Here is a 20551-nt window from a genome sequence, read left to right as displayed (position 1 = left end):
TTGACGCTTGAAGAAATTCAACCTTAATAAATAGATAAGAAATTGGCAAATCAATTCCTACTACAAGAATAGGAACTAGATTATGATAGACTGCGTTCTCAGTCGAAAGTGTACCGCACCGACAACCGTACCGCCTTTTTCAAAGGACAAACTACGAATGAGGCGTACACCATGAAATACTTTGAAATCCCACTCACCAAAGCTACACATTTTGACAGAATCAGAAGTCTTTGCAATTAATAAAGCAAGATACGGAGCTATTCAAAAGCCTTGAAGCGAGGGGAGGCATTCAAACGAGCGGATACACAACGGAACCCAGAGCGGACGAAATTCGAGAAGGAAGGTACTCATTAACGAGTGTCTTTTTATCTTTTTAAGTTAATATCCTTGTCCAACTTCAACGAAGCAGGTTAGCATTCCTGTAGATGGTTAAATTTGAACTTTGAAAAAAATAGAGCCCCTCAGTAAGATATGAGTATAGACACCACTCTAACTCAAAACCTTAGAAGGAACCCTTACTATGAAGTTTAAAATGCAAGACAAGCAAAATCAACTAATAGAAAGAATTTCCGATAAACACCTTGTTGTTGGTGTGGACATTGCTCAACAATTACATGTGGCTCGAGCTGTAAATTTCCGTGGAATTGTAGTCGGAGATCCTCTTACATTTGAAAATAACGAAGATGGATTTACTATTTTATTGCACTGGATTAACAAGCTAAAAAGGACAAATAACTTAGATACAACTATATTCGGCATGGAACCTACGGGACATTTACTGGATTAATCTATCAAAATGGCTTTTCGAAAAGAATATTGAGGTAGTAACAGTAAATCCGTACCATGTAAAAAGGCACTTGATGATTATAATTTTCATCTACAACAATTACTAGAGGAATATGACCTCGCAACAACACAACTCGAAAGAGTTGAAAACAAGTCGCAGAAGTACTTAAACAAATTCCTTATGCCAATCAATTGCTTACCATTAAAGGAATTAGTGAGATTTCATTGGCAAGTATATTAGGGGAAGCTGGAGATTTAAGTGGCTTTGCCCACGGTAATTCTTTACTACGTCGTCATGCAGGATTGCACCTAGCTGAAGCAAGCTCGGGAAAGTGGAAAGGTCAAATTGTCATTTCTAAACGTGGAAGGTCTAGACTGCGGCGTTTCCTCTACTTAGCGACGATGAGCCTTGTCATGAACAACCCTGAGTTTAAAGCGATACACACCACTAATGTTAAGGTGAAAAAAATCAAGAAGATGAAATCAATTATCAAATTGGTTGGTAAACTGGCTCGGGTATTTGTAGGAATAGCCAAACGAAATGAATCCTATTGCCCAGAAAAATTACAACCTTTAACTACCTTAGCAGCATAAGAACTTATAGATTCTTAAAAACACTTACGAGTTTCCCCGAAAGGGTAAACTCCAATAAATTATCATAAATAGTGATTGTTAGCTTTACACTTAACGAATGTTGGCTTATTCGTAGGATTTCAAATATGTACGGAGTACCAGATTTATTCAACAAAAGGGCACTGACCCATCAGGTTAGCATAACTGGCCTCCACCCCTTGGATAGGCATGACGAAGGAATGATAGGGCAAATGACCCGTTGAGACATGGGAGGGAAAGCCTCCAGGGGCGGCGTGGAGAATGTACATCATATGGTAAAATGTGGAGTTGGATTTCACTCCTTTATTTAACTATGCCTTCACGGAGCCATAATGATCTGAACTCATTTCATTTAATCGTTAAATCCATATCAAGGGTTATGAAATCCTACGAATAAGCGAGTATTCGCGAGAAAATCGTATTAAACTGAGGGAGTTTAAGAAGGAACATTAACTTTCACAGAGAATATATGAATTAAAAGAAAGGAGAAAAATGTAAACCGAGGATTCTTAATCAATACGATGTAACAACTGAGTGGATTATCTACCATCTCATTGAACACGAATCACATCATAGAGGACAGATTTTCCAGATTCTTGCGAATTTAAAGGAATAAATAAAAGCCAACTTATAAGGAAAGATTGGGTGGTATCAATAGTAAAGCAAATTAAATTTTATATGGATGACCAAACTGAAGAAATTATCATCCATAAGCTTCGGACTTCTGGTAGTGTTTTTGCAGAAGAAGAGGCACTGCTACTTATATCTGAAGCACCGACATTGGATGACCTTATGAAAATGGTCGAAATGCGAACCGAGGGGATACCTCTTGAACACGTCATTGGGTACACAGAGTTCTGTGGTCTGAGGATAAAGATAGACTCTGAGGTCTTCGTGCCTCGCAAACGAACAGAGTTTCTTGTCCGTCAGGCAGAAACCCTAACTTGTTTAGGGGATATCGTTGTTGATATGTGTTGCGGGTCAGGAGCTGTAGGAGCAGCTCTTGCAGCAATTTTAGGACGGGTAGCCTTGTACTCTGTTGACCTCGACCCCGCTGCAGTAAGCTGTGCTGGCGGCAACATAACAGCTTTTGGTGGCCACGTTTTTCAAGGGGACTTGTTTACAGCCCTACCCCACTCCCTTCAAGGCCGTGTGAACATCGTAGTTGCTAATGCTCCTTACGTACCTACCGAGGCGATCAAGCTGCTTCCCCGGGAGGCTCTCCTGTATGAACCAAAACTGGCCCTTGACGGAGGGAAGGACGGACTTGACCTACAGCGTATGGTAGCGAAAGAGGCACCTCTCTGGTTAGCTCCGGGAGGGCACCTTTTGTTAGAAACGAGCGAACAGCAAGCATACCAAACCTTTGAAATTTTTTCTAGTATGGGGCTTATCCCTAAAGTAGCCAGAAATGATGAATTGGACGCCACGGTGATCATCGGTACTAAACCTAGCCTCTAAAGTAAATAGACAACTAGACTTAACCTAATATGATCATTACTTGGTACGATACACAATGAAAAATCCTCTTCAACATAAGAGTGCAAGTGCTTTAGTTCATTAAGCTTTAAAAGATTAAAATAAGGAATGGCTCAGAACAGTGAACTGAGCCATTTTTTAAATACAAAATTTGATGCAAAATACGTTACAGAGAATCTTCCTAAATAGGGAAGTTTCATTATTATTCTTTACTTCGTAAAACAGTAATAAAACCATCCAAAATCTCATGACTAACAGAAAATCCTTTACGTTTATAGAATTCTAAGGCGTCAGCATTGCCATTTGAGACAAAGATAAAATAATCTTCGATATCATCAAAATGTTTCAACCATTCCATAGACATATTGAAAAGTTTAGAACCAACCCCTAATTGTCGGTACTCATCTTTAATATAAAATTGCGATAAACATCCAACATTATTTCTATAAACAGAAGAAAGGTCAAAAAAAGTGGCAAAGTCATTTGAATAAGCCTCTTTGGGAGAAATATTGGAATAGACATAACCGACGATTTTCTCATCATCTTTCACTACCACAATGTAATTGTGTAAGGCGCTTTTTATAGAAGGAATCATTCGTGTGTCAAAATTCATGCTGTCAAACAATTCCGGTGTTATGTATGCTTTTGATTTTTGAAAGGCCATGAGTTCATTACATAAATCTCTACAATACTCAATTTTTTCTTCGGGGATCACTTCATAGGCCAAATTCATTTTTTCACTCCTTGGTCCCTATTAGCCGTATGTATTTCTTCTAAGGTCTACTTGGAAATAAAAGGGCGCGACGATTAAATTAAACCGAGGCGCTTTAATCCGTAGCGAACTCCGTCTTCTTCGGCGGAGAGTGTGACCATATCGGCTACTTGTTTCAATTCATCACGAGCATTTCCCATGGCTACTCCCATTCCGACCAATGACAGCATTTCCATATCATTTAAACCATCTCCAAAGGCAACAGCTTCATCAGGTGCAATGCCGAACCTTTCCAACAATTTAGTCAAACCAACTGCTTTATTGGAATTGGACAAATTCACGTCACAGGTTCTTGCTCCTGAACTCCATCTTCTGAAATCTAATTCCGGAATCTTTGTTTGATAAGAAGCTTCTTCCTCCACGTCGCAATGAAGGAACATTTGATAAATATCCTGTTCGGTCCAAAATTGAGGCGGGGCAAGTTCGGGCTTCCACGGATCATGTTGGTACGCTTCCACGACGAATGGATGGCTTAGATCGGTAGTTTTAAAGCTCGTACCTCCCAAAAAAGTCAGTGGATGTTTATAATCATTGGACAAAAGATGTACTCTTTCTAAAACATGTTTTTCAATCGCATTCTTGTATATTTCTTTTCCTTCATGATAGGCATACGATCCATTAAAAAAGACCATCGAGTCGACCCCAGTTTCCGAAAGGATGGACTCTGAAAAATAGGGAGCTCTCCCCGTTGCTATAACCACGTTTATTTTTTTCTCTCGTAACCGCTGAATCGCATCCTTTGTGGCAGGACTTAGCGTTTTTCCATGCGGGACGATCGTTCCGTCAATATCTAGGATGACAACCTTGTAATTCATATAACACACTCCTACAATGCAATCTTGCTTTGTTACGCAGGTATACTGCAAAGTATAACATATTGAATAAAAAACCTATAAAAGCAACGCTTATATATTTTAAAATGCAATAGGTAATTTGATCAGATGGGTATATATAGATGGAAATTGTTTTGGCTAGAATTATTCAATTCATTATTTCTGTAATAATATTATGTAAACTAACTCTTATTAGGCTTAGAAAAAAATCATTTATTGTTTTGGGATGGTAGACCTAAAAAAAGACTGACTAAAAATAGTCAATCTAAGGTGACGAAAGGTGCTTCCTTTCGTCTTAATATATCGTATGCAAGAGATCGGACAAGTGATACTATAAGCTTGATTAAAATTTACTAGGACTATCCACAACATCAATTATCTTATTAGTCCTCATCATTCCGCATTCCTGTAAACATTAGAACAAAACGAAGTAATTCAGCTACAGCTACTACAGTCGCAGCCACATATGTTAATGCCGCAGCATTTAGTACTTTCCTCGCCCGATACTCTTCTTCATTTCTAATCAAACCAGAACCAATCATTACATTCAGTGCTCTTGAACTTGCATTGAATTCCACAGGTAATGTAACAACTTGAAATAACACGGCCGCAGCCATTGCTATGATTCCTAGTAATAAAAGGTTGGCTGAAGAAAGAAGTAACCCTATTAAAATTAAGATAAACGAAAAATTAGAGCCGATATTAGCCACAGGCACTAATGCATGTCTCACGCGTAAAGGTACATATCGGTCCCTTTGCTGTAAACAGTGACCCACCTCGTGAATCGCAACGGAAATCGATGCAATCGAAGTACCATTGTAATTAGTGGAGGAAAGTCTAACACTTCTACTTTTTGGATCATAGTGATCGGATAAATGACCAGACACTTGTTCGACCGACACATCATACAAACCATTTTGATCCAAGATTCTTCTAGCCGCCTGGGCTCCAGTTAAACCCGAGGAAGCTCCTACTTTTAAAAATTTAGAATAGGTATTTCTTAAGTACATTTGCACTAATAGTGGAATGATCATAATTAGAACAAAATAAACAATAAAACCCATGAAAGATGCTCCTTCTTTAGATGTCTAATTTACATACAATATTATACTTTATAGTGCACTTTTTTAGTATTAATGTGCTTGTTTCATTAAGGCCTAAAGATGTCATGAGATATGGAGAAAGATAATAATTGAAGTGAAAGAAGACTAAAGTGCTTTTTTTATGGAGAGATAAGCGATTTATACTATTTCCTTTGTTTATTTCTGAAAGCAATAATATTTGTTTTTAATGAAGCGTATGTTCCGATCGCTGCATATCCATAAAACCAACCCATAAATATTCCGCCAAGGGTGTTGTGCTTGTGACTAATAAAAATTGAGATTCCCAGCCCAAAAATAAGTGCAATCGTCGGTACAAACCATTTCGGTATTTTGAAAAAAACCTTAATTAGTTGAGTTAACAGTATAATGATTGGAATCGCAAATATTGCATCCCAAAAATTCGTTTTAATAGTGGGAAAATCCATCGGCAATCACACCTTTTTTTTAGTTAATATGTGCAAATGGCATAGATTTATTAATCACTATTATAGGAAAAGTTATCAAAAAGCAGAGAAAAACCCCTAGCTTCAGCTATGGGAATACTCATAAATGTTTAGTTCAGCGTAATATACCAAGCCAATCCTCCGATTGCACCTAAGATGACAATCACATAAATAGCCGTCAACCGTACTGTGTTTTGTTTTGTTGAACCTTTATAGTCCTCATCAGGTTTTCCTGTTAGTGCAAGTGTACCAATCAGGGCAGCTACTAAAACGATAATAATAAGAGTCATACCAAACTTCATATGTTTCATCCTCACTAAGATTAATAATCAAAAGAAACTGAATTATTTAATAATAAATATTTGTTTGCCAAAATTATGGACTTTTCATTAAAGTTTCAATGTATGATTCTTATATTAAGGTTTATGATATAGAAAATAACCATCCAATTTACAAAAAATTTGACCATCCACTTTTGACTTATTGATCACTCTAACTCGAATTATTATCCAGTCACAGTTAAGGAGTTCCAAATGAATCTGAAAAATAAATGGAATCGCAAATATAAAGAACGTATAAATCAATTGGAAGCACCAATGCCGAATGAGAGATTAGCAATCCTGTCACCTTATTTTACCGGAGGGTCTGCGCTCGATCTTGCATGTGGGCTTGGTGGAAACAGTCTGTTTCTGGCACGATTAAATTTTCAAGTACAAGCGATTGATATATCAGATGTAGCTGTCAACTATCTCGAGGAAATAGCAGGAAAGCAAAAGCTTGCTATTTTTCCTCGTTTGTGCGATATGACGGATATGACCCACCTTAATTTGAATAATAGTTCTTTTAGTTTGATTGTCATCACGTATTATCTTGATCGATCACTATTTCCGCTGGTTAAATCAGTCGTTAAAGACAATGGATATTTCTTTATGGAAACCTTTTATAAGTCTCCAAAAAAAGAGAGTCAGGGAGTATCCGATCAATATAAACTGCAACCTGGAGAATTATTGGCTGAGTTTAGTGATTGGAAAGTTCTTTTTTATGAGGAAAATGAACATGAGGGACGACAGACGATTTTTTGTCAGAAACAAAAAATCGTCTGAAACCATTAGAACAGTCCCTAAGTGTGAGGAACTTTCCATAAGAATAGGAATGAAATCGATTGTTTTTAATCTCTTATAAGTTTACTATATTGTGTGGGAGGGATCACCATGATAGATTTTGTTTTTCAAAATAGTACAAAGTTAATATTTGGTAAAGATCAGGAGCAATTAGTAGGTCAAGAGGCCGTTGTTTATGGGAAAAAACTTCTCTTGCATTATGGCGGAGGAAGTATCAAGACTGACGGACTATATGATAGGATTCTGCAGTCATTGCTTGAACAGGGCATAGAAATATTTGAATTGGGCGGTGTAAAGCCGAACCCTCGAGTCAGCCTTGTTAGAGAAGGAGTTGCCCTTTGTAAGGAACATAACATTGACTTTATTCTTGCTGTAGGTGGAGGAAGTGTAATTGATTCAGCCAAAGCGATCGCTGCTGGGGCGAAATATGATGGGGATGTATGGGATTTCTTTGAAGGGAAATCTACAGTTCAAGACTGTCTGCCAATCGGAGTTGTGTTAACCATACCTGCAGCGGGAAGTGAATCTAGCTCGGGCACGGTTATTACGAACGAAGATGGATGGTATAAGCGATCGACAGGTCATTCGACCATGCGTCCTAAGTTTTCCATTCTAAATCCTGTTCTTACATACACCTTACCATCTTATCAAACAGCATGCGGGATCACAGATATGATGGCGCATATTTTAGAAAGATATTTCACCAATGAAAAGAATGTAGAATTAACAGATCGATTGTGTGAAGGGGCATTACGAGCCATTATAAATAATGCACATACAGTAATCGAGGACCCAACCAATTACGATGCAAGAGCTGAGATTATGTGGTCAGGCACAATTGCACATAATGATTTGTTAGGGACAGGAAGAGTTGGTGATTGGGGAAGCCACGATATTGAACATGAGATCAGCGGCATTTATGATATTGCACATGGAGCAGGTTTGGCGATTGTATTCCCAGCCTGGATGAAGCATGTGTATAAACATGATGTAAATAGATTTGTTCAATTTGCTAATCGAGTCTGGGATGTAGAAATTGACTTAAACAATTTAGAAAAAACCGCTTTAGCAGGAATCAAGAAAATAGAACAATTCTTTAGCTCCATCGATATGCCAGTAACATTGAAAGAAGCTGGTATTGGTGAAGAGCACTTGGAGGAAATGGCTAAAAAGGGAACAGAAAGAGGACCACTAGGCAATTTTGTTAAGTTACATGAAGAAGATGTTATACAGATTTTACATTTGGCTAAATAAGAAAAAACCCTCGATTATTCGTTCCTGACTGATGGAATTGACTGAAAATGCTTTTTGAAATATCCAAATTAAGAAGAAATTAAAGGGATTATGCATTCCTCAGGTGAAGGAAAATAGATAGTAGAAGAAGATTTAGATCTAAAAACAGCAACACCAGTCATTGCAATGTCATTAATAATGCGCTATCGTTCTCTAGAGGATGAAACCTTTACAGGTAAAGTTGTAGCAGCATTAAGAAATGAGTTTGGTGGACATGCTGTCGAAAAGATTTAAAAAAAGTATTTATTTTATTAATATTGGAGGAAAAAGATTATGAAATTTTTTATCGATACTGCAAACCTAGAGGATATCAAAAAAGCCTATAAAATTGGTGTGTTATCAGGAGTAACAACCAACCCTTCTTTAGTGGCGAAAGAGGGAGTAAAATTCGAAGACCGTATTGCTGAAATCCTTAATGCTGTACCTGAGGTTGAGTCTGTATCTGCCGAGGTAACGCCTAATGCTTTAACTGCTGATCAAATGATTGCGGAAGCAAACGAACTTATTAAAATTAACGGTGGCGATAAAAATATCACCATTAAACTTCCAATGACGTTAGATGGATTAGAGGCTTGCCGTTATCTAACGAAAAAAGGTGTAAAAACCAACGTTACCTTGATTTTTAGTGTGAACCAAGCATTGCTCGCTGCACGAGCAGGTGCAACTTATGTTTCACCATTCTTAGGCCGTTTGGATGATATTAACGAAGATGGTGTAGAATTAGTCGCAAAAATTGCTAAGATGTTCCAGATTCAAAACTTGGATTCACAAATCATTGCTGCATCTGTTCGTCACCCAGATCATGTAACCCGTGTAGCAATGGCAGGTGCGCATATTGCAACGATTCCATTCAAGGTAATTGAGCAATTATCAAAACATCCATTAACAGATCAAGGGATTGAAAAATTTGCTGCGGACTGGAAAACGACTGTTTAAAAACAGATTATTAATACGTATTTCTAAATAGAGTTATTTAAGCACCTTTATCTTAGTTAAATGATAAAGGTGTTTTTTTTAAAATATTCAAGAGCATTCAGCAACAGTAAAAAACCTCTCCATAATAAAATTATGGAGAGGTTCTTTAATCTATAACCATTTATCTGCCCATGCCTCAAGAGTCTTAAGAGATCGTTCAAGTTTGATAATTTTGCATAATCTTCTATAATAAAACAAAAAGAAAATCCTCTGAAATCAAGATAGTTTCGTGATTTCCGGAGAGATAGTTAGTCCAAGCAATGAATTTATAGTATTAAAATTTTGCTGGATTTTCAGTGGATTACATTCTTACTTTGATTTTATTACATAGTTTTAAAGGATTCTGAAGGGTGATATTAGTGGATGAACTGATAAGTAAATGTTGGCTAATTAAAAATGCCTTTAATATTGATGTACAAGCGGTCGATCATCAATTTCAAACGATTTTGCACATATCTGATGATAGTGAACCCCTAATTTTTGCAGAAGCTCGAAAGAAAATCTATTTGGATCTTAAAAAAGCTTTAGAAAAGGCAAATAAAAACAGTTTTTGTATTCATACAGATTCATTCCAACTATCGTATATGGCGATGCCTATAAACGAGGAAGAACTGTTTCAAGGAATGGTTTTGGTTGGGCCTTTCTTGAATGAGCGGGTCACTGACCATTTTATCTGGAATGCGATGAGGGAAAATCATCTTGAAAATAATTGGGTAAAACCATTGGAGAATTTTTATAAATCCTTACCCTATTTGGGACAATCATACATAGCAATTGGCGATTTGTTAGTGAATCTATTAGCGAATCCGCGAGTTGACTCCCATTTCAGTACGACAAAAAAGCATAGTGGGCAAAATCAACCGGATGTACAGCCGCAGGATTATGGCCAAGATGGTTTAGAAGTTAAGCTAAGGTATGAGGCAGAAAAGAAATTTTTACATTTTATCGAAACTGGGGATAAAGAAAATGCAATGAAAGCTTTGATTGAATTCACAGGTGATTTTTCCTATAGAGTTCCAGGGAATCCTTTACGGGCGAAAAAAAATCTTAGCTTTTCAAGTAATACTATGAATAGATTGGCTGCTGCTAAGGGAGGGGTTGAACCTCAATATTTACATGCTATTTCGGAAAAATTCGCACTTAAGATTGAGGCAGCGGTAGCAATGTCCGATTTAGATACGATAAATTTCAGTATGATTGAAGAATATTGTGATGCGGTTAAGAATTTTGCTGTTAATGGATATAGTTCAGTTGTAAGGAAAGCATTAATGTATATAAATATCCACTTCAAGGAAACTATAAATGTGCAATCTATAGCAGCTGAAATTGGATTTAATCGAGCATATCTTGCGAAGAAATTTAAAAAAGAATTGAATATAAGTGTCATTGATTATATTCATAAAAAGCGGATCGAAGAGGCAATTTTTCTTATGGAACAGGGTCATTTATCTATTACAGATATTGGTATTCAAGTGGGTTTTAGCAGCTATAATTATTTTTGTAAAGTATTTAAAGAAATAAATGGAATGACAGCTACAGAGTATAAAGGGAGCAAACCATTAGAAAAAAAGGAGCATAATTAAAATCATTGCCTCTTCTAACGTTATCTTTTTAATTTCATAAATTGGATTCAAATTACTAAATAAATTTTTTTTATAAAAAATATTTTAAAATAGTGTGCAATTTTATATAAAAGTTAACAATAATGGATGTGGAAACGAACTCAAATTGCTAACATGAATCTATCACTTGTCCCAACTATTCCCGAAAGATGGGGATGAACAAGTTAAGGAGGCATTCAAATGGAAGTTAACCATAAACAACCGAATTTAGAAGTTAGAGTCAAGAACATTATTGAAGTTGATGGATTAAAATTTAAAGATCTGAATAACAGTGGGAAATTAGAACCTTATAAGGATTGGCGCTTGAGTCCGAAAGAACGTGCAGAGAACCTAGTCTCATTGATGAATACCGATGAAAAGGTCGGCATGATGCTTATTAATTCTCGTCAGATGGGTCTTTCTCAAAAAGATAAGAGTAAGACAAGCCATGATGGCGTGTTAGATGAAGGAATTGTTGAAAAGGGAGAAACTATTTTTGCTTTGGCAAAAGTATATGGTACCACGCATACGATTGAAAACATGCATTTGCGCCACTTTATTCTAAGAGACAATTGGAGCCCATCCGAAATGGCAGAATGGGTGAATACCATGAATGAAGTATGTGAGGGGTCACGTCTTGGTATTCCATGTTTAATCGCATCGAATTCAAGAAACGAAAATACTGAATTCATCTTTGGTATGAATGATGCAGCTGGGATTTTTTCCACTTGGCCTGGAACGTTAGGACTTGCTGCAGCGGCAAAAGGAGATATGAAAAATGGCGGTGATGCCTCACTTATTAGCCAATTCGCCCAAATCGCACATGATGAGTGGGATGCGGTTGGATTAAGAAAAGGATATATGTATATGGCGGATACTGTTACGGACCCGAGATGGCAGCGGATATATGGTACATTCGGTGAAGACCCAGAATTTATTTCTGATGTTATCGGCCGCGTCATTGACGGCTTTCAAGGGAAGACCCTCGGTAATCATAGTATTGCTATGACGACCAAGCATTTTCCTGGCGGTGGACCAAGGGAAAATGGATTTGATCCACATTATGAAGAGGGTAAATGGAACCTGTACCCAACTCCAGGAAGCCTAGAAAAGTACCACCTGCCTCCGTTTCGTGCAGCGGTAGAACATGGGACTTCATCCATGATGCCATATTATTCGATTCCTAGTATCAAGAAAAGTGTGGTTCAAGAATTCGAAGGAGAAGACATTCCTTTCGAAGAGGTTGGATTTACATTTAATCAATATTTCTTAAATACGATCCTTAGAGAAAAACTAGGGTTCAAGGGTTATATTAATAGCGACAGCGGCGTCACAAGTAAAATGAGCTGGGGCGTTGAAACTTTAAGCGAGGCGGAACGTTTTGCTAAAGCGATTAATGCGGGGACAGATCTTATTTCTGACACTAATGATATTGAAAACCTAAAAAAAGCGATCGAAAAGGGATGGATCAGTGAGAAGCGGATTAATGAAGCCAATGTACGACTGCTTACAGAAATGTTTGCTTTAGGACTATTTGATGACCGTACGTATGTTTCACCGGACCATGCATCTGAAGCGGTGAAAAATCCAGCAAACTGGGAAGCTGCTTATGAAGCGCATAAAAAATCGGTAACTGTGCTTAAGAATCAGAAGCAGACATTACCTTTAACAACTGAAAAGCTTGAGGGTAAGAAGGTTTATGTGGAAGTTTTCCATAAGGAGACAGAACGAGCAACTTCATATACTGAAAAAGCTAGACAGGAATGTCAAGAGCTTGGTCAATTTACTTTGACCGATAACTATGAAGAAGCTGATGTAGCTATATTGTTTTTAAGTCCAAAATCTGGAGCTTATTTCAATGCGACACCAGGACTATTGGAACTTGAAATATGCGAAGATAAAACGGTAGCTGCTTTGGATGGTACATCCTATCAAGAAACGACATTGAGTGGGATGAATCATTTAAAGGAAGTGGCCGACAGTATCCATATTCGTGGTGGAAAAGTAATCATGAGTGTTAATGTCATTCTGCCATGGATCCTTGGAAATGCTGAACCATTGGCAGATGCATTGATCGCTGGATATGATACCTACTTTAAGGCACAGTATGAGGTTATGGCGGGCAATAGCTCACCAGTAGGTGTGTTACCGTTGACATTGCCAGCGAGTGAAGCGGTCATTGCGGTTGATGAAAATGGTGAGTGCGTGTCAAGAAATGATGTACCGGGTTATGTCAAGGACGAATATATGCCTGAAGGACTTAACTATGCTTATAAAGATAGCGATGGGAATATCTATAAACTTGGTCATGGATTAACATATTAATTTAACATAGAATCATAATGAAAAAACTCGCCAATACTGATATGCTCCCCAATAGGTAGACAGATTAAAAATAAAAAATCTGGCTACTTATTGGGGAGTATTTATTATGTCTAAAAGGTCCTATTCTGTAGAAGAAAAATTTAGCGAGTTTTTTCATTATTATACCTTTCTACAATTTATCATCAACCACTACTTTTACATCTCCAATTGTATCTATTTGGACTTTTTCTTCTTTCACATTTTCGTTAATCTGAATAATCTCTTCATACTGATTCCTAAAAATTTCTACATCATTAAGGATAGTTTGGTTTAATATGACCTCAATATGATCTTCGCTTAGAGGAATATGAGTGGTTTCAATTTGTGTAGTTGGTCCACTTTCTGGATTTAATATCTTTTTCTCAATAATTAGCTCTTCACGGATTATAGGGACGACAATTTGTTTCTCCACAGTATACGTTTTCTTATATACTCTAACATCAGCCGTCTTAACCCACTTCTTGTTGACCTGCAATTCTTCCTTATGTAGTTGAAGCGTTTTATCTTCTCGATGGTCGTTCTTCTTTTCAGTCAACTTAATCTCTCCCTCCATTGGAAAGTAGTGCAAACACCTTTTCATTGCCCAGCAATGAAAAGGTGTTTTTGTTTCAGAATAAGAAAGTATAAGTTTTTGAACCTAGATAATTGTCTAGCACAAGCGGCCCAGCGGCTAGTGTACTTCGCCCTTTTCCCTACGATAAGTCAACATCGGATCGCTAGCGCTCTCCGTGTTTCCTTTATCTCAGTCAAAGTGCTCCAGTCCATACGCCGCTAAACGGGCGCTTGCGATTTTCTTCTTAGCTATTATTTATATCGTTAAAGCTTGACCCGTCGGATACGATATCGACACTTCCGGTTGTATCAACATGAGCCTCTTCGTGTCTGAGTGTCTCTTGGACTTTCTGAGTATCCTCAATTTGACGTTTCGAAGCAGAAATCTCCTCGGTCGCAACCGTATACTTGTTTACCTCAACTTGCTCCTGGGTAACAGGAATCGTAATGGTTTCCTGAGATAAAGTGGATCCATCGCTACGTTCGTTATTCAACGGTGTTCTTTTTATGACAACTTCCTCGTGCATTACAGGAACGTCGACAGTTCTTTGTTCTTCAACGACATCTTTAGAAATAACTACTTGTCCAGCATCGACATTATTCTTTACAATGTCTAACTCTTCTTTATGAAGCTGGAGAGAGCCGTCAGTTTTAGTATCTTGGGTACTTGTACTGGGATCGTTCCCTTGATTGCTCATAGTGGTTTGGCTATTTTCACTTTCAGTGTTTTGTGATTTATCATCACCGAATAATCCTAAAAAGTCGCTCATAAAAATCCCCCTTGAAAGTGTTTTTGGTCAAGCCTTTTTTATAATGTACTCATGAGGGTTCTTTATTCTTTAAAATCATTAGAATAAAAGGTATGAAAAGATGAAATTCGAGCTGATGTAAGATTCACTTTGTATGAAATATTTTCATGGCATAATTTTTGTTTAATTAAGAAACAATCTTGTTTGGAGCTGGTGACTAAAAAGAATATAATTAAATTGAGTTTGATCAAATGTATTGTGGAGGGGATTACATTTTGACATTTTTAGAAAAAATTAAACCACACTTGATTAGCAATGATATATTAATTCAAGAAACGGTGCTTCATGCATTACACGATTATCCAAACGTTCCAGAAGAATGGACAATCGAATTATTGACGGAAGCCTTTAAAAACCAGGACAAGCAATCCTCTATTTTAATCTACATAGAAAACATGAAAATCAATGAAGACGCTGTCAAAGTTTTACTAGAAAATATTCCAAAAATGGACAAGTCCAAGATCCACTTAGCGGTGAATTTGTTTGAGCGTATTGATCCAAAGCTCGCTCTAAAATATAGAGAGCAACTGCAAAGATACATTGGTGAGGATCGTTGGTCATTTTATGAGCTAATCGTAAACGGAACGGAAGAAGAAGTTTGGAATAAATATGCAAAAACAATAAATACTCTTGACCAAGCCGATTCTTATCAACATCCACTTTACATACAAGCTAAAAAAATGGCTGCATGCATCGTTCAAAATGGCTGGATTACCGAAGAGAAAATCGATGTGATTATCCAAGAAGAATTAAAAGAGGATTGGTTTTCATTTAATGGAATCTTGACGGTGTATATGATTGGATTGCTGAAACTAGACAAGCATATCCCATTTCTATCCAGTTTATTAGACTGTGATGAAGATATCTTGTTAGAAGAAGTTGCATCGGCGTTAATTCGGTTTCAATCCGATGAGGTGGTCGAAGGGGTTAGTCCTTATTTAAAGCAATCGGATTCGATTATTTTTGCTAGTTCCGTTATCGAAAATATTAAATCAGACCTCGCGGTTCAGGTTTTGAGAGAAGCCTATCAATATTCAGATGAACTTGAAGACCAGGATATGCTGATCGAAGCACTCTGTCATCAGCTTTCTATAGATGCTCTTCCTGAAATTAGAGATCATATGAAAAAGGAATACTTCTCAAGCCTCGTAGATATTGAACAGACGGTTTATAGTTATTATTCCATTTTAGGCGAGCCACATCCTGAATTAATGGATTGGAAGCTTGCAGCACTTGGAAGAGAAATAGAATTTAGAAATGAAAGCAAGCAGAGTGGAATTTCCCAAAACGGTCCAATTTTAACGGAAAATAAAGTAGGGCGAAATGATCCGTGCCCGTGTGGAAGCGGGAGAAAATATAAAAAGTGCTGTGGCAAATAAGGAGATTAAGTGCGATGAAGTTTGATAAAGTTCGTTGGGGGATCATTGGATGCGGTGATGTAACAGAAGTGAAAAGCGGTCCAGCATTCCAAAAAATTAATAATTCTGAGTTGGTTGCCGTTATGAGAAGAACGGGGGGACTTGCCAAAGATTATGCAAACCGGCACGATGTACCAAAGTGGTATGATAATGCGGATGAACTTATAAACGATCCTGAGATAGATGCTATCTATATTGCAACACCGCCAGGATCCCATAAGGAGTATACAATCAAGGCAGCAAAGGCAGGGAAACCTGTTTATGTAGAAAAGCCAATGGCCCGCAATTTCGATGAATGCCAGGAAATGATTGGTGCTTGTGAGGAGGCAGGAGTCCCATTATATGTAGCTTACTATCGGAGGGCACAACAGCGATTTTTAAAAATAAAAGAGCTGTTGGAGAATAGGGCAGTTGGTGAGGTACGGTTTGTATCATCAACACAATATCAAAAAGCTACGGAAGATGTGTTGGACCCACAACATCTTCCATGGCGAGTTCAACCGGAATTGGCAGGCGGGGGACTATTTTTTGATCTAGCCAGCCATACGCTTGATCTATTAGATTTTTTACTTGGACCGATTACGTCTGTGCAAGGATTTGCTTCCAATCAAGCAGGCTATTATCGTGCCGAAGATATTGTAACAGGTACATATCGGTTTGAATCTGGCGTCCATGGTGTCGGAAATTGGTGTTTTACTGCTTTTGAAAATGTCGATAGAAATGAAATTGTGGGGAGCCGAGGGAAAATCACCTTTTCCACTTTCGGAAACGAGCCCATTGTTTTAACTACAGCGAGCGGAACGGAGCAATGGAGTTTCGAGCGACCAGAGCACGTCCATCAACCACTTGTCGAAGCGATTGTAGCTGACTTAACAAGTGGTAGCCTTCATTGCCCTAGCAGTGGAGTGACAGGTGCCAGAACGAACTGGGTCATGGGAGAAATGGTGAAGAATTATTATCAGTAGTATGGGACTAGGATCAACCTAACACGGTTGGTCCTAATTTTTTAGGTCCGTCATCTTATGCCAGCGAAAGTGTTTGGCCCTTTCAGAAAATGGTTGGTGCCTGACACTTTTTTTTATTTATTTTCAGTGTTTTTAGTCGATGTAAGCGCATACATTTATAGTGAGCACTGGAGGTGATGTTGTTGATCTATCCTTATGGGAATGATTATATTAAGTACTTAAACGATGAAGGTTCACATGGCATCACGTATGAACAATGGAAATTTAAAAATAGTAAACAATACTCAGACAAGTGCAGACAATGCGGACATGGGAAAAATCGGTTTCAACCATGTCCAAAGTGCAATTATTAAACGCCTAAGGCGTTTTTTTTTAGACAGGGGAAAGCTGATAATATCAAATGGTCAAATAAAAAAGCTTGGATTTTTGAGATACCAAGCTTTTTTAATGTATGAAGGTATGAAAAAAATTTATTAATTATCGTGATTGAATGCTTCTGTTTTAGGAGGATTTACATATTTTCCATCCATTTTGACACCAACACCCTGTTCATAGACCATTTTCCCGCCAAAGTACCCAACCGCAAGGATGCTGGCAGAACAAATTAAGGTAGGCAGACAATACATCACAAGTGAAGCCTTATGAAACTCTTTCTTTTTAAATATAAAGAAAACACGGAATGCGACGACAAGAAAAGCAAGGACGGTGGCAATATCCGCCAAGCTTTCGTGATACTCGAAAACATTTGTATTTCCTCTAGCATCGTGCTCGGGTCCAGTGCCAAAAATTTCTTTTTCTATTCTCCGCATTTATCATTCTTATGGTAAAAATGCTGTGGAAGGATGATCCAATGTTTTTTCATAGTTGTTATTGGATATGAAAATAATATGTTTGAGTTAAGGATCGGATAAAACAGACGAGCTGCATTTTTAGAAAGAAAGGAAGTACTATAATGGAAAACTCAATTGAGAAATTACAAAAGTTGCACGAATCGGTACAAAGATTGGAGTCGGTGTTACAAGAGGTATGGAGTTTGGTTGACGAAATTGGTGAGGATGATCAGTTCAATGACCTTTTAAATAAAGCCAAAAAATATCATTCAAAGAAACAAAGCACAGATGAAAGTATGGAGGAACTAATAGTCAGGCTGGATGAATACGATAATTGCATGGAGCAAATTCCAGAAGACGGGACGGCGGCTGTCGATTTTGAGGATGCGATTGCAGAACTTATCGATTGGATGAGGAATAATCAATAATAATGGGTTGTAAAACCGGGGACTAACTAATTGGGTTAGCCCCTTTTTCTTTGGAATCCTTCTATTCGCTGATAGAAATTGCAAACTTTGATAAATTTCGCGATTCGCCCATTGAATGCGAAAATTCGCTCATAAAATGCAAAAATTCGCCCATTAACTATAAAAATTCGCTCATAAAATCTAAAACTGCAAAAACGCCTGAATTTTTTTAGGAAAATAATAAAAATTTCACCTCAAATTCCCGTGTTGAACAATTAAATTTTCGTTTATTGTCAAAAATGCGGGAACTTTTCATTATAATTCATGATATTTTATGAAAATCAGGATTTAATATTGCCGTTTTCTCAAACCATCTAGGAAATACTATTGAGGTTAGTAAATTGAAACAAGGAGATCGCATAGTGAAAGATAAAATCCCCTCATTATCGTCCAACTCATTTTATTTGGGTATTTTGTTAGCGGTCGTTGGAGGTTTTTTAGATGCCTATACTTTTATCAGCAGAGACGGCGTATTCGCCAATGCCCAAACAGGAAATATGGTCCTGCTCGCTGTAAAAGCAGCGAACAGGGATTGGCATGGCTCGCTGCTTTATATCCCGCCCATATTAGCATTTATCTTAGGTGTTTTGGTATCAGAAATGGCTAAAATTCCTCGTGTTAGACAAGTTCTACACAGCTATAGAAGGTCAATTCTTATCTTAGAATGCCTTGTATTAATTATTGTAGGTCTATTACCACAAAGTGTGCCGAACATCGTAGTAACTGTATGTATCGCATTTGTATCCTCTGTACAAATTTCTACTTTTAATAAAATCGACAAATGGGCTTACAATTCAACCATGACAACAGGAAATCTTCGAACGGCAACCCAAGCAGCCTATTTGGCCTTAAAAGAAGATAATGATGAAGCCAAAAAACAATTCAAGGAATTTTTTGTGATCATTCTTTCTTTTTTATTTGGCGCGTTGACCGGGACATTTTCCACCACCTACATTGGGAACACCTCTATTTGGATTGCGTCTGGGATTTTAGTGATCGCACTTATTTTGTATCACCGGGATCGAGGGTATATAAGCAAGTACTTAACGTTAAGATAGAATGTTAGTTGCCTAGTACTTGTGAAGAAGAGGCTGGAACAAAGGAGAACCAGCCTCTTCCTGTCTTCATATTGATATCTTCCCACTAAACCATTTCCAACGTATGAATTACCTCTCTGAGTGCTTCTATTTCATCGTCCCCGGAAACTTCTAATATAATTTCTGCCTGTTTAGGGATCGCTAATGATAAAACGCCGAGTACCGATTTTACACTAACCTTCCGCCCTTTATAAGTAAGAAAGATATCAGCATTAAATCGAGAAGCGATTTGAACTAATTGATTGACCGGCTGAGCATATAAACCTGCATTTCTGTTGATTGTCACTGTTTCTTGTATCATGATTTTCCTCCTTGGCTGCGATGTTGTAGCATCTGTAAATAATGCACTTTTCTTATGTATGAAACTACGTCACTAAAAATGCACCATTGACTCAATATGGGCCATTTTGTGTGGTAGTCCTTCTGCGCTGCCTATTGAGTTCCCTAGTACTTTAGTTTAAATCTAGTAATTTGAATGAATGTCTAATAAAAATAGGCTTTTGAATCAGTAGCAATACCCAGCCAAAGTTCATATTTTGATGGAGAGAGTACTTGATGCATAGGTGAATTCACCTGTTATACACCTATTTTTCAGATTATGTTTGTTCTGTTTCCCCTTTCATGTGCTAGCACAATTTGTTGATTTAAAATAGACGGAGGTATGAAAATGAATCCTTTCCTAAATGAACTCCAAATGTTGAATGTTGGCGATTTCCAAGCGAGTCAGGCAGTTCCTTTTGACTATAACCAATACTACATTGATGATCAGTCCCGACAATTCGGTGGTATGGGCGGTTTTGGTGGTATTGGTGGTATAGGTGGTTTTGGCCGTTGTTTTAGCTGCTTTAGCTGTTTTAATTGCTTTAACTGCTTTAATTGCTCTAGTTGTTTCCGTTGCTCTAGTTGCTCTAGTTGCTTTAGGTGTTCTAATTGCTCTCATTGCTCTAATTGTGGCGGCGGCCATCGATGCGGTGGAGGTCGGTGTGGCGGTTAATCGTTCGATTTTTCTAATGTAAAACTGATTGTTAAGG

Annotated in this window: 22 protein-coding genes and 2 pseudogenes; 15 read left to right on the top strand and 9 right to left on the bottom strand. The window is 37.6% G+C overall.

Features of this window, described 5'->3' with window-relative positions; translation table 11 throughout:
- Positions 1-520: 520 nt before the first annotated feature.
- The 3 genes and pseudogenes from CCK98_RS20790 (at position 521) to CCK98_RS20780 (ending at position 2859) form a co-directional block, all read left to right on the top strand.
- Positions 521-1380 (top strand): annotated as a pseudogene (locus CCK98_RS20790) (transposase).
- Between the two features lie 523 nt (positions 1381-1903).
- On the top strand, positions 1904-2014 hold the full coding sequence (locus tag CCK98_RS20785; RefSeq protein ID WP_088090489.1) for a DinB family protein: 111 nt from the start codon (positions 1904-1906) through the stop codon (positions 2012-2014).
- Between the two features lie 62 nt (positions 2015-2076).
- Positions 2077-2859: a putative protein N(5)-glutamine methyltransferase gene (locus CCK98_RS20780; protein WP_088090488.1), complete on the top strand. Its 783-nt coding sequence runs from the start codon at positions 2077-2079 to the stop codon at positions 2857-2859.
- Between the two features lie 220 nt (positions 2860-3079).
- Here the strand turns inward: CCK98_RS20780 and CCK98_RS20775 are convergent, their stop codons facing one another.
- From CCK98_RS20775 to CCK98_RS20755, 5 genes are all read right to left on the bottom strand, one after another.
- Positions 3080-3610, bottom strand: a complete 531-nt coding sequence (locus CCK98_RS20775) for a GNAT family N-acetyltransferase (RefSeq protein WP_088088324.1) — start codon at positions 3608-3610, stop codon at positions 3080-3082.
- Between the two features lie 74 nt (positions 3611-3684).
- Positions 3685-4464: a Cof-type HAD-IIB family hydrolase gene (locus CCK98_RS20770; protein WP_088088323.1), complete on the bottom strand. Its 780-nt coding sequence runs from the start codon at positions 4462-4464 to the stop codon at positions 3685-3687.
- Positions 4465-4865: 401 nt separating this feature from the next.
- The gene (locus CCK98_RS20765; RefSeq protein ID WP_088088322.1) at positions 4866-5546 is read right to left on the bottom strand and encodes a zinc metallopeptidase; all 681 of its coding nucleotides are present in this window, start codon (positions 5544-5546) and stop codon (positions 4866-4868) included.
- Positions 5547-5728: 182 nt separating this feature from the next.
- Positions 5729-6010 carry a hypothetical protein gene (locus CCK98_RS20760; protein WP_088088321.1) on the bottom strand — a complete coding sequence of 94 codons (282 nt, stop codon included), beginning with the start codon at positions 6008-6010 and terminating at the stop codon, positions 5729-5731.
- Between the two features lie 128 nt (positions 6011-6138).
- Complete coding sequence (locus tag CCK98_RS20755) at positions 6139-6330, bottom strand: hypothetical protein (protein ID WP_088088320.1); 192 nt, start codon at positions 6328-6330, stop codon at positions 6139-6141.
- 231 nt (positions 6331-6561) lie between these two features.
- Between CCK98_RS20755 and CCK98_RS20750 the strand changes: the two genes are divergently transcribed.
- The 6 genes and pseudogenes from CCK98_RS20750 (at position 6562) to CCK98_RS20725 (ending at position 13343) form a co-directional block, all read left to right on the top strand.
- On the top strand, positions 6562-7131 hold the full coding sequence (locus tag CCK98_RS20750; protein ID WP_088088319.1) for a bifunctional 2-polyprenyl-6-hydroxyphenol methylase/3-demethylubiquinol 3-O-methyltransferase UbiG: 570 nt from the start codon (positions 6562-6564) through the stop codon (positions 7129-7131).
- Positions 7132-7239: 108 nt separating this feature from the next.
- Positions 7240-8403, top strand: a complete 1164-nt coding sequence (locus CCK98_RS20745; protein WP_088088318.1) for an iron-containing alcohol dehydrogenase — start codon at positions 7240-7242, stop codon at positions 8401-8403.
- 72 nt (positions 8404-8475) lie between these two features.
- Positions 8476-8676 (top strand): annotated as a pseudogene (locus CCK98_RS20740) (6-phosphogluconate dehydrogenase (decarboxylating)); the annotation flags it as partial.
- 39 nt (positions 8677-8715) lie between these two features.
- Positions 8716-9378 (top strand): fructose-6-phosphate aldolase, encoded by a 663-nt coding sequence (gene fsa, locus CCK98_RS20735; protein WP_088088317.1) that lies wholly within the window; start codon positions 8716-8718, stop codon positions 9376-9378.
- Positions 9379-9776: 398 nt separating this feature from the next.
- Positions 9777-11000 carry an AraC family transcriptional regulator gene (locus CCK98_RS20730; protein ID WP_088088316.1) on the top strand — a complete coding sequence of 408 codons (1224 nt, stop codon included), beginning with the start codon at positions 9777-9779 and terminating at the stop codon, positions 10998-11000.
- Between the two features lie 219 nt (positions 11001-11219).
- The gene (locus tag CCK98_RS20725) at positions 11220-13343 is read left to right on the top strand and encodes a glycoside hydrolase family 3 protein (RefSeq protein WP_088088315.1); all 2124 of its coding nucleotides are present in this window, start codon (positions 11220-11222) and stop codon (positions 13341-13343) included.
- Between the two features lie 169 nt (positions 13344-13512).
- Here CCK98_RS20725 and CCK98_RS20720 read toward each other — a convergent pair whose 3' ends face one another.
- Both CCK98_RS20720 and CCK98_RS20715 read right to left on the bottom strand, forming a co-directional pair.
- Complete coding sequence (locus CCK98_RS20720) at positions 13513-13917, bottom strand: YsnF/AvaK domain-containing protein (RefSeq protein ID WP_179195883.1); 405 nt, start codon at positions 13915-13917, stop codon at positions 13513-13515.
- 262 nt (positions 13918-14179) lie between these two features.
- Positions 14180-14704: a YsnF/AvaK domain-containing protein gene (locus CCK98_RS20715; protein WP_088088313.1), complete on the bottom strand. Its 525-nt coding sequence runs from the start codon at positions 14702-14704 to the stop codon at positions 14180-14182.
- Between the two features lie 254 nt (positions 14705-14958).
- Here CCK98_RS20715 and CCK98_RS20710 point away from each other — a divergent pair, with 254 nt between their 5' ends.
- The 3 genes from CCK98_RS20710 (at position 14959) to CCK98_RS20700 (ending at position 17603) form a co-directional block, all read left to right on the top strand.
- Positions 14959-16122 carry an SEC-C metal-binding domain-containing protein gene (locus CCK98_RS20710; protein WP_088088312.1) on the top strand — a complete coding sequence of 388 codons (1164 nt, stop codon included), beginning with the start codon at positions 14959-14961 and terminating at the stop codon, positions 16120-16122.
- 14 nt (positions 16123-16136) lie between these two features.
- Entirely contained in the window at positions 16137-17126 is a 990-nt protein-coding gene (locus CCK98_RS20705; RefSeq protein WP_088088311.1) for a Gfo/Idh/MocA family protein, read from the top strand.
- A 237-nt stretch (positions 17127-17363) separates the two neighbouring features.
- On the top strand, positions 17364-17603 hold the full coding sequence (locus CCK98_RS20700; RefSeq protein ID WP_088088310.1) for a hypothetical protein: 240 nt from the start codon (positions 17364-17366) through the stop codon (positions 17601-17603).
- Here the strand turns inward: CCK98_RS20700 and CCK98_RS20695 are convergent.
- On the bottom strand, positions 17600-17935 hold the full coding sequence (locus CCK98_RS20695; RefSeq protein WP_088088309.1) for a hypothetical protein: 336 nt from the start codon (positions 17933-17935) through the stop codon (positions 17600-17602). The two genes, CCK98_RS20700 and CCK98_RS20695, sit on opposite strands and share 4 nt — an antisense overlap.
- Before the next feature lie 143 nt (positions 17936-18078).
- Between CCK98_RS20695 and CCK98_RS20690 the strand changes: the two genes are divergently transcribed.
- Together CCK98_RS20690 and CCK98_RS20685 are read left to right on the top strand one after the other, a co-directional pair.
- On the top strand, positions 18079-18384 hold the full coding sequence (locus CCK98_RS20690) for a hypothetical protein (RefSeq protein WP_088088308.1): 306 nt from the start codon (positions 18079-18081) through the stop codon (positions 18382-18384).
- Positions 18385-18785: 401 nt separating this feature from the next.
- Entirely contained in the window at positions 18786-19481 is a 696-nt protein-coding gene (locus tag CCK98_RS20685) for a YoaK family protein (RefSeq protein ID WP_088088307.1), read from the top strand.
- Between the two features lie 85 nt (positions 19482-19566).
- On the opposite strand, the gene CCK98_RS20680 is transcribed toward CCK98_RS20685, so the two are convergent.
- Positions 19567-19821: an HPr family phosphocarrier protein gene (locus CCK98_RS20680; protein WP_088088306.1), complete on the bottom strand. Its 255-nt coding sequence runs from the start codon at positions 19819-19821 to the stop codon at positions 19567-19569.
- A gap of 360 nt (positions 19822-20181) precedes the next feature.
- Between CCK98_RS20680 and CCK98_RS20675 the strand changes: the two genes are divergently transcribed.
- On the top strand, positions 20182-20514 hold the full coding sequence (locus CCK98_RS20675; RefSeq protein WP_088088305.1) for a heterocycloanthracin/sonorensin family bacteriocin: 333 nt from the start codon (positions 20182-20184) through the stop codon (positions 20512-20514).
- Positions 20515-20551 lie beyond the last annotated feature (37 nt).

It is taken from the genome of Bacillus sp. OV166, from assembly GCF_900177675.1.
GTDB lineage: Bacteria > Bacillota > Bacilli > Bacillales > Cytobacillaceae > Neobacillus.
This window is presented reverse-complemented; position numbering and strand designations above follow the sequence as displayed.

What these genes read in the sequence shown, in the direction of transcription:
- CCK98_RS20780 (WP_088090488.1), top strand. Translation starts at nt 2,077, where the DNA reads ATGGATGACCAAACTGAAGAAATTATCATCCATAAGCTTCGGACTTCT.
- CCK98_RS20775 (WP_088088324.1), bottom strand. Translation starts at nt 3,610, where the DNA reads ATGAATTTGGCCTATGAAGTGATCCCCGAAGAAAAAATTGAGTATTGT.
- CCK98_RS20770 (WP_088088323.1), bottom strand. Translation starts at nt 4,464, where the DNA reads ATGAATTACAAGGTTGTCATCCTAGATATTGACGGAACGATCGTCCCG.
- CCK98_RS20765 (WP_088088322.1), bottom strand. Translation starts at nt 5,546, where the DNA reads ATGGGTTTTATTGTTTATTTTGTTCTAATTATGATCATTCCACTATTA.
- CCK98_RS20760 (WP_088088321.1), bottom strand. Translation starts at nt 6,010, where the DNA reads ATGGATTTTCCCACTATTAAAACGAATTTTTGGGATGCAATATTTGCG.
- CCK98_RS20755 (WP_088088320.1), bottom strand. Translation starts at nt 6,330, where the DNA reads ATGAAGTTTGGTATGACTCTTATTATTATCGTTTTAGTAGCTGCCCTG.
- CCK98_RS20750 (WP_088088319.1), top strand. Translation starts at nt 6,562, where the DNA reads ATGAATCTGAAAAATAAATGGAATCGCAAATATAAAGAACGTATAAAT.
- CCK98_RS20745 (WP_088088318.1), top strand. Translation starts at nt 7,240, where the DNA reads ATGATAGATTTTGTTTTTCAAAATAGTACAAAGTTAATATTTGGTAAA.
- fsa (WP_088088317.1), top strand. Translation starts at nt 8,716, where the DNA reads ATGAAATTTTTTATCGATACTGCAAACCTAGAGGATATCAAAAAAGCC.
- CCK98_RS20725 (WP_088088315.1), top strand. Translation starts at nt 11,220, where the DNA reads ATGGAAGTTAACCATAAACAACCGAATTTAGAAGTTAGAGTCAAGAAC.
- CCK98_RS20715 (WP_088088313.1), bottom strand. Translation starts at nt 14,704, where the DNA reads ATGAGCGACTTTTTAGGATTATTCGGTGATGATAAATCACAAAACACT.
- CCK98_RS20705 (WP_088088311.1), top strand. Translation starts at nt 16,137, where the DNA reads ATGAAGTTTGATAAAGTTCGTTGGGGGATCATTGGATGCGGTGATGTA.
- CCK98_RS20700 (WP_088088310.1), top strand. Translation starts at nt 17,364, where the DNA reads ATGGCATCACGTATGAACAATGGAAATTTAAAAATAGTAAACAATACT.
- CCK98_RS20695 (WP_088088309.1), bottom strand. Translation starts at nt 17,935, where the DNA reads ATGCGGAGAATAGAAAAAGAAATTTTTGGCACTGGACCCGAGCACGAT.
- CCK98_RS20690 (WP_088088308.1), top strand. Translation starts at nt 18,079, where the DNA reads ATGGAAAACTCAATTGAGAAATTACAAAAGTTGCACGAATCGGTACAA.
- CCK98_RS20680 (WP_088088306.1), bottom strand. Translation starts at nt 19,821, where the DNA reads ATGATACAAGAAACAGTGACAATCAACAGAAATGCAGGTTTATATGCT.
- CCK98_RS20675 (WP_088088305.1), top strand. Translation starts at nt 20,182, where the DNA reads ATGAAAATGAATCCTTTCCTAAATGAACTCCAAATGTTGAATGTTGGC.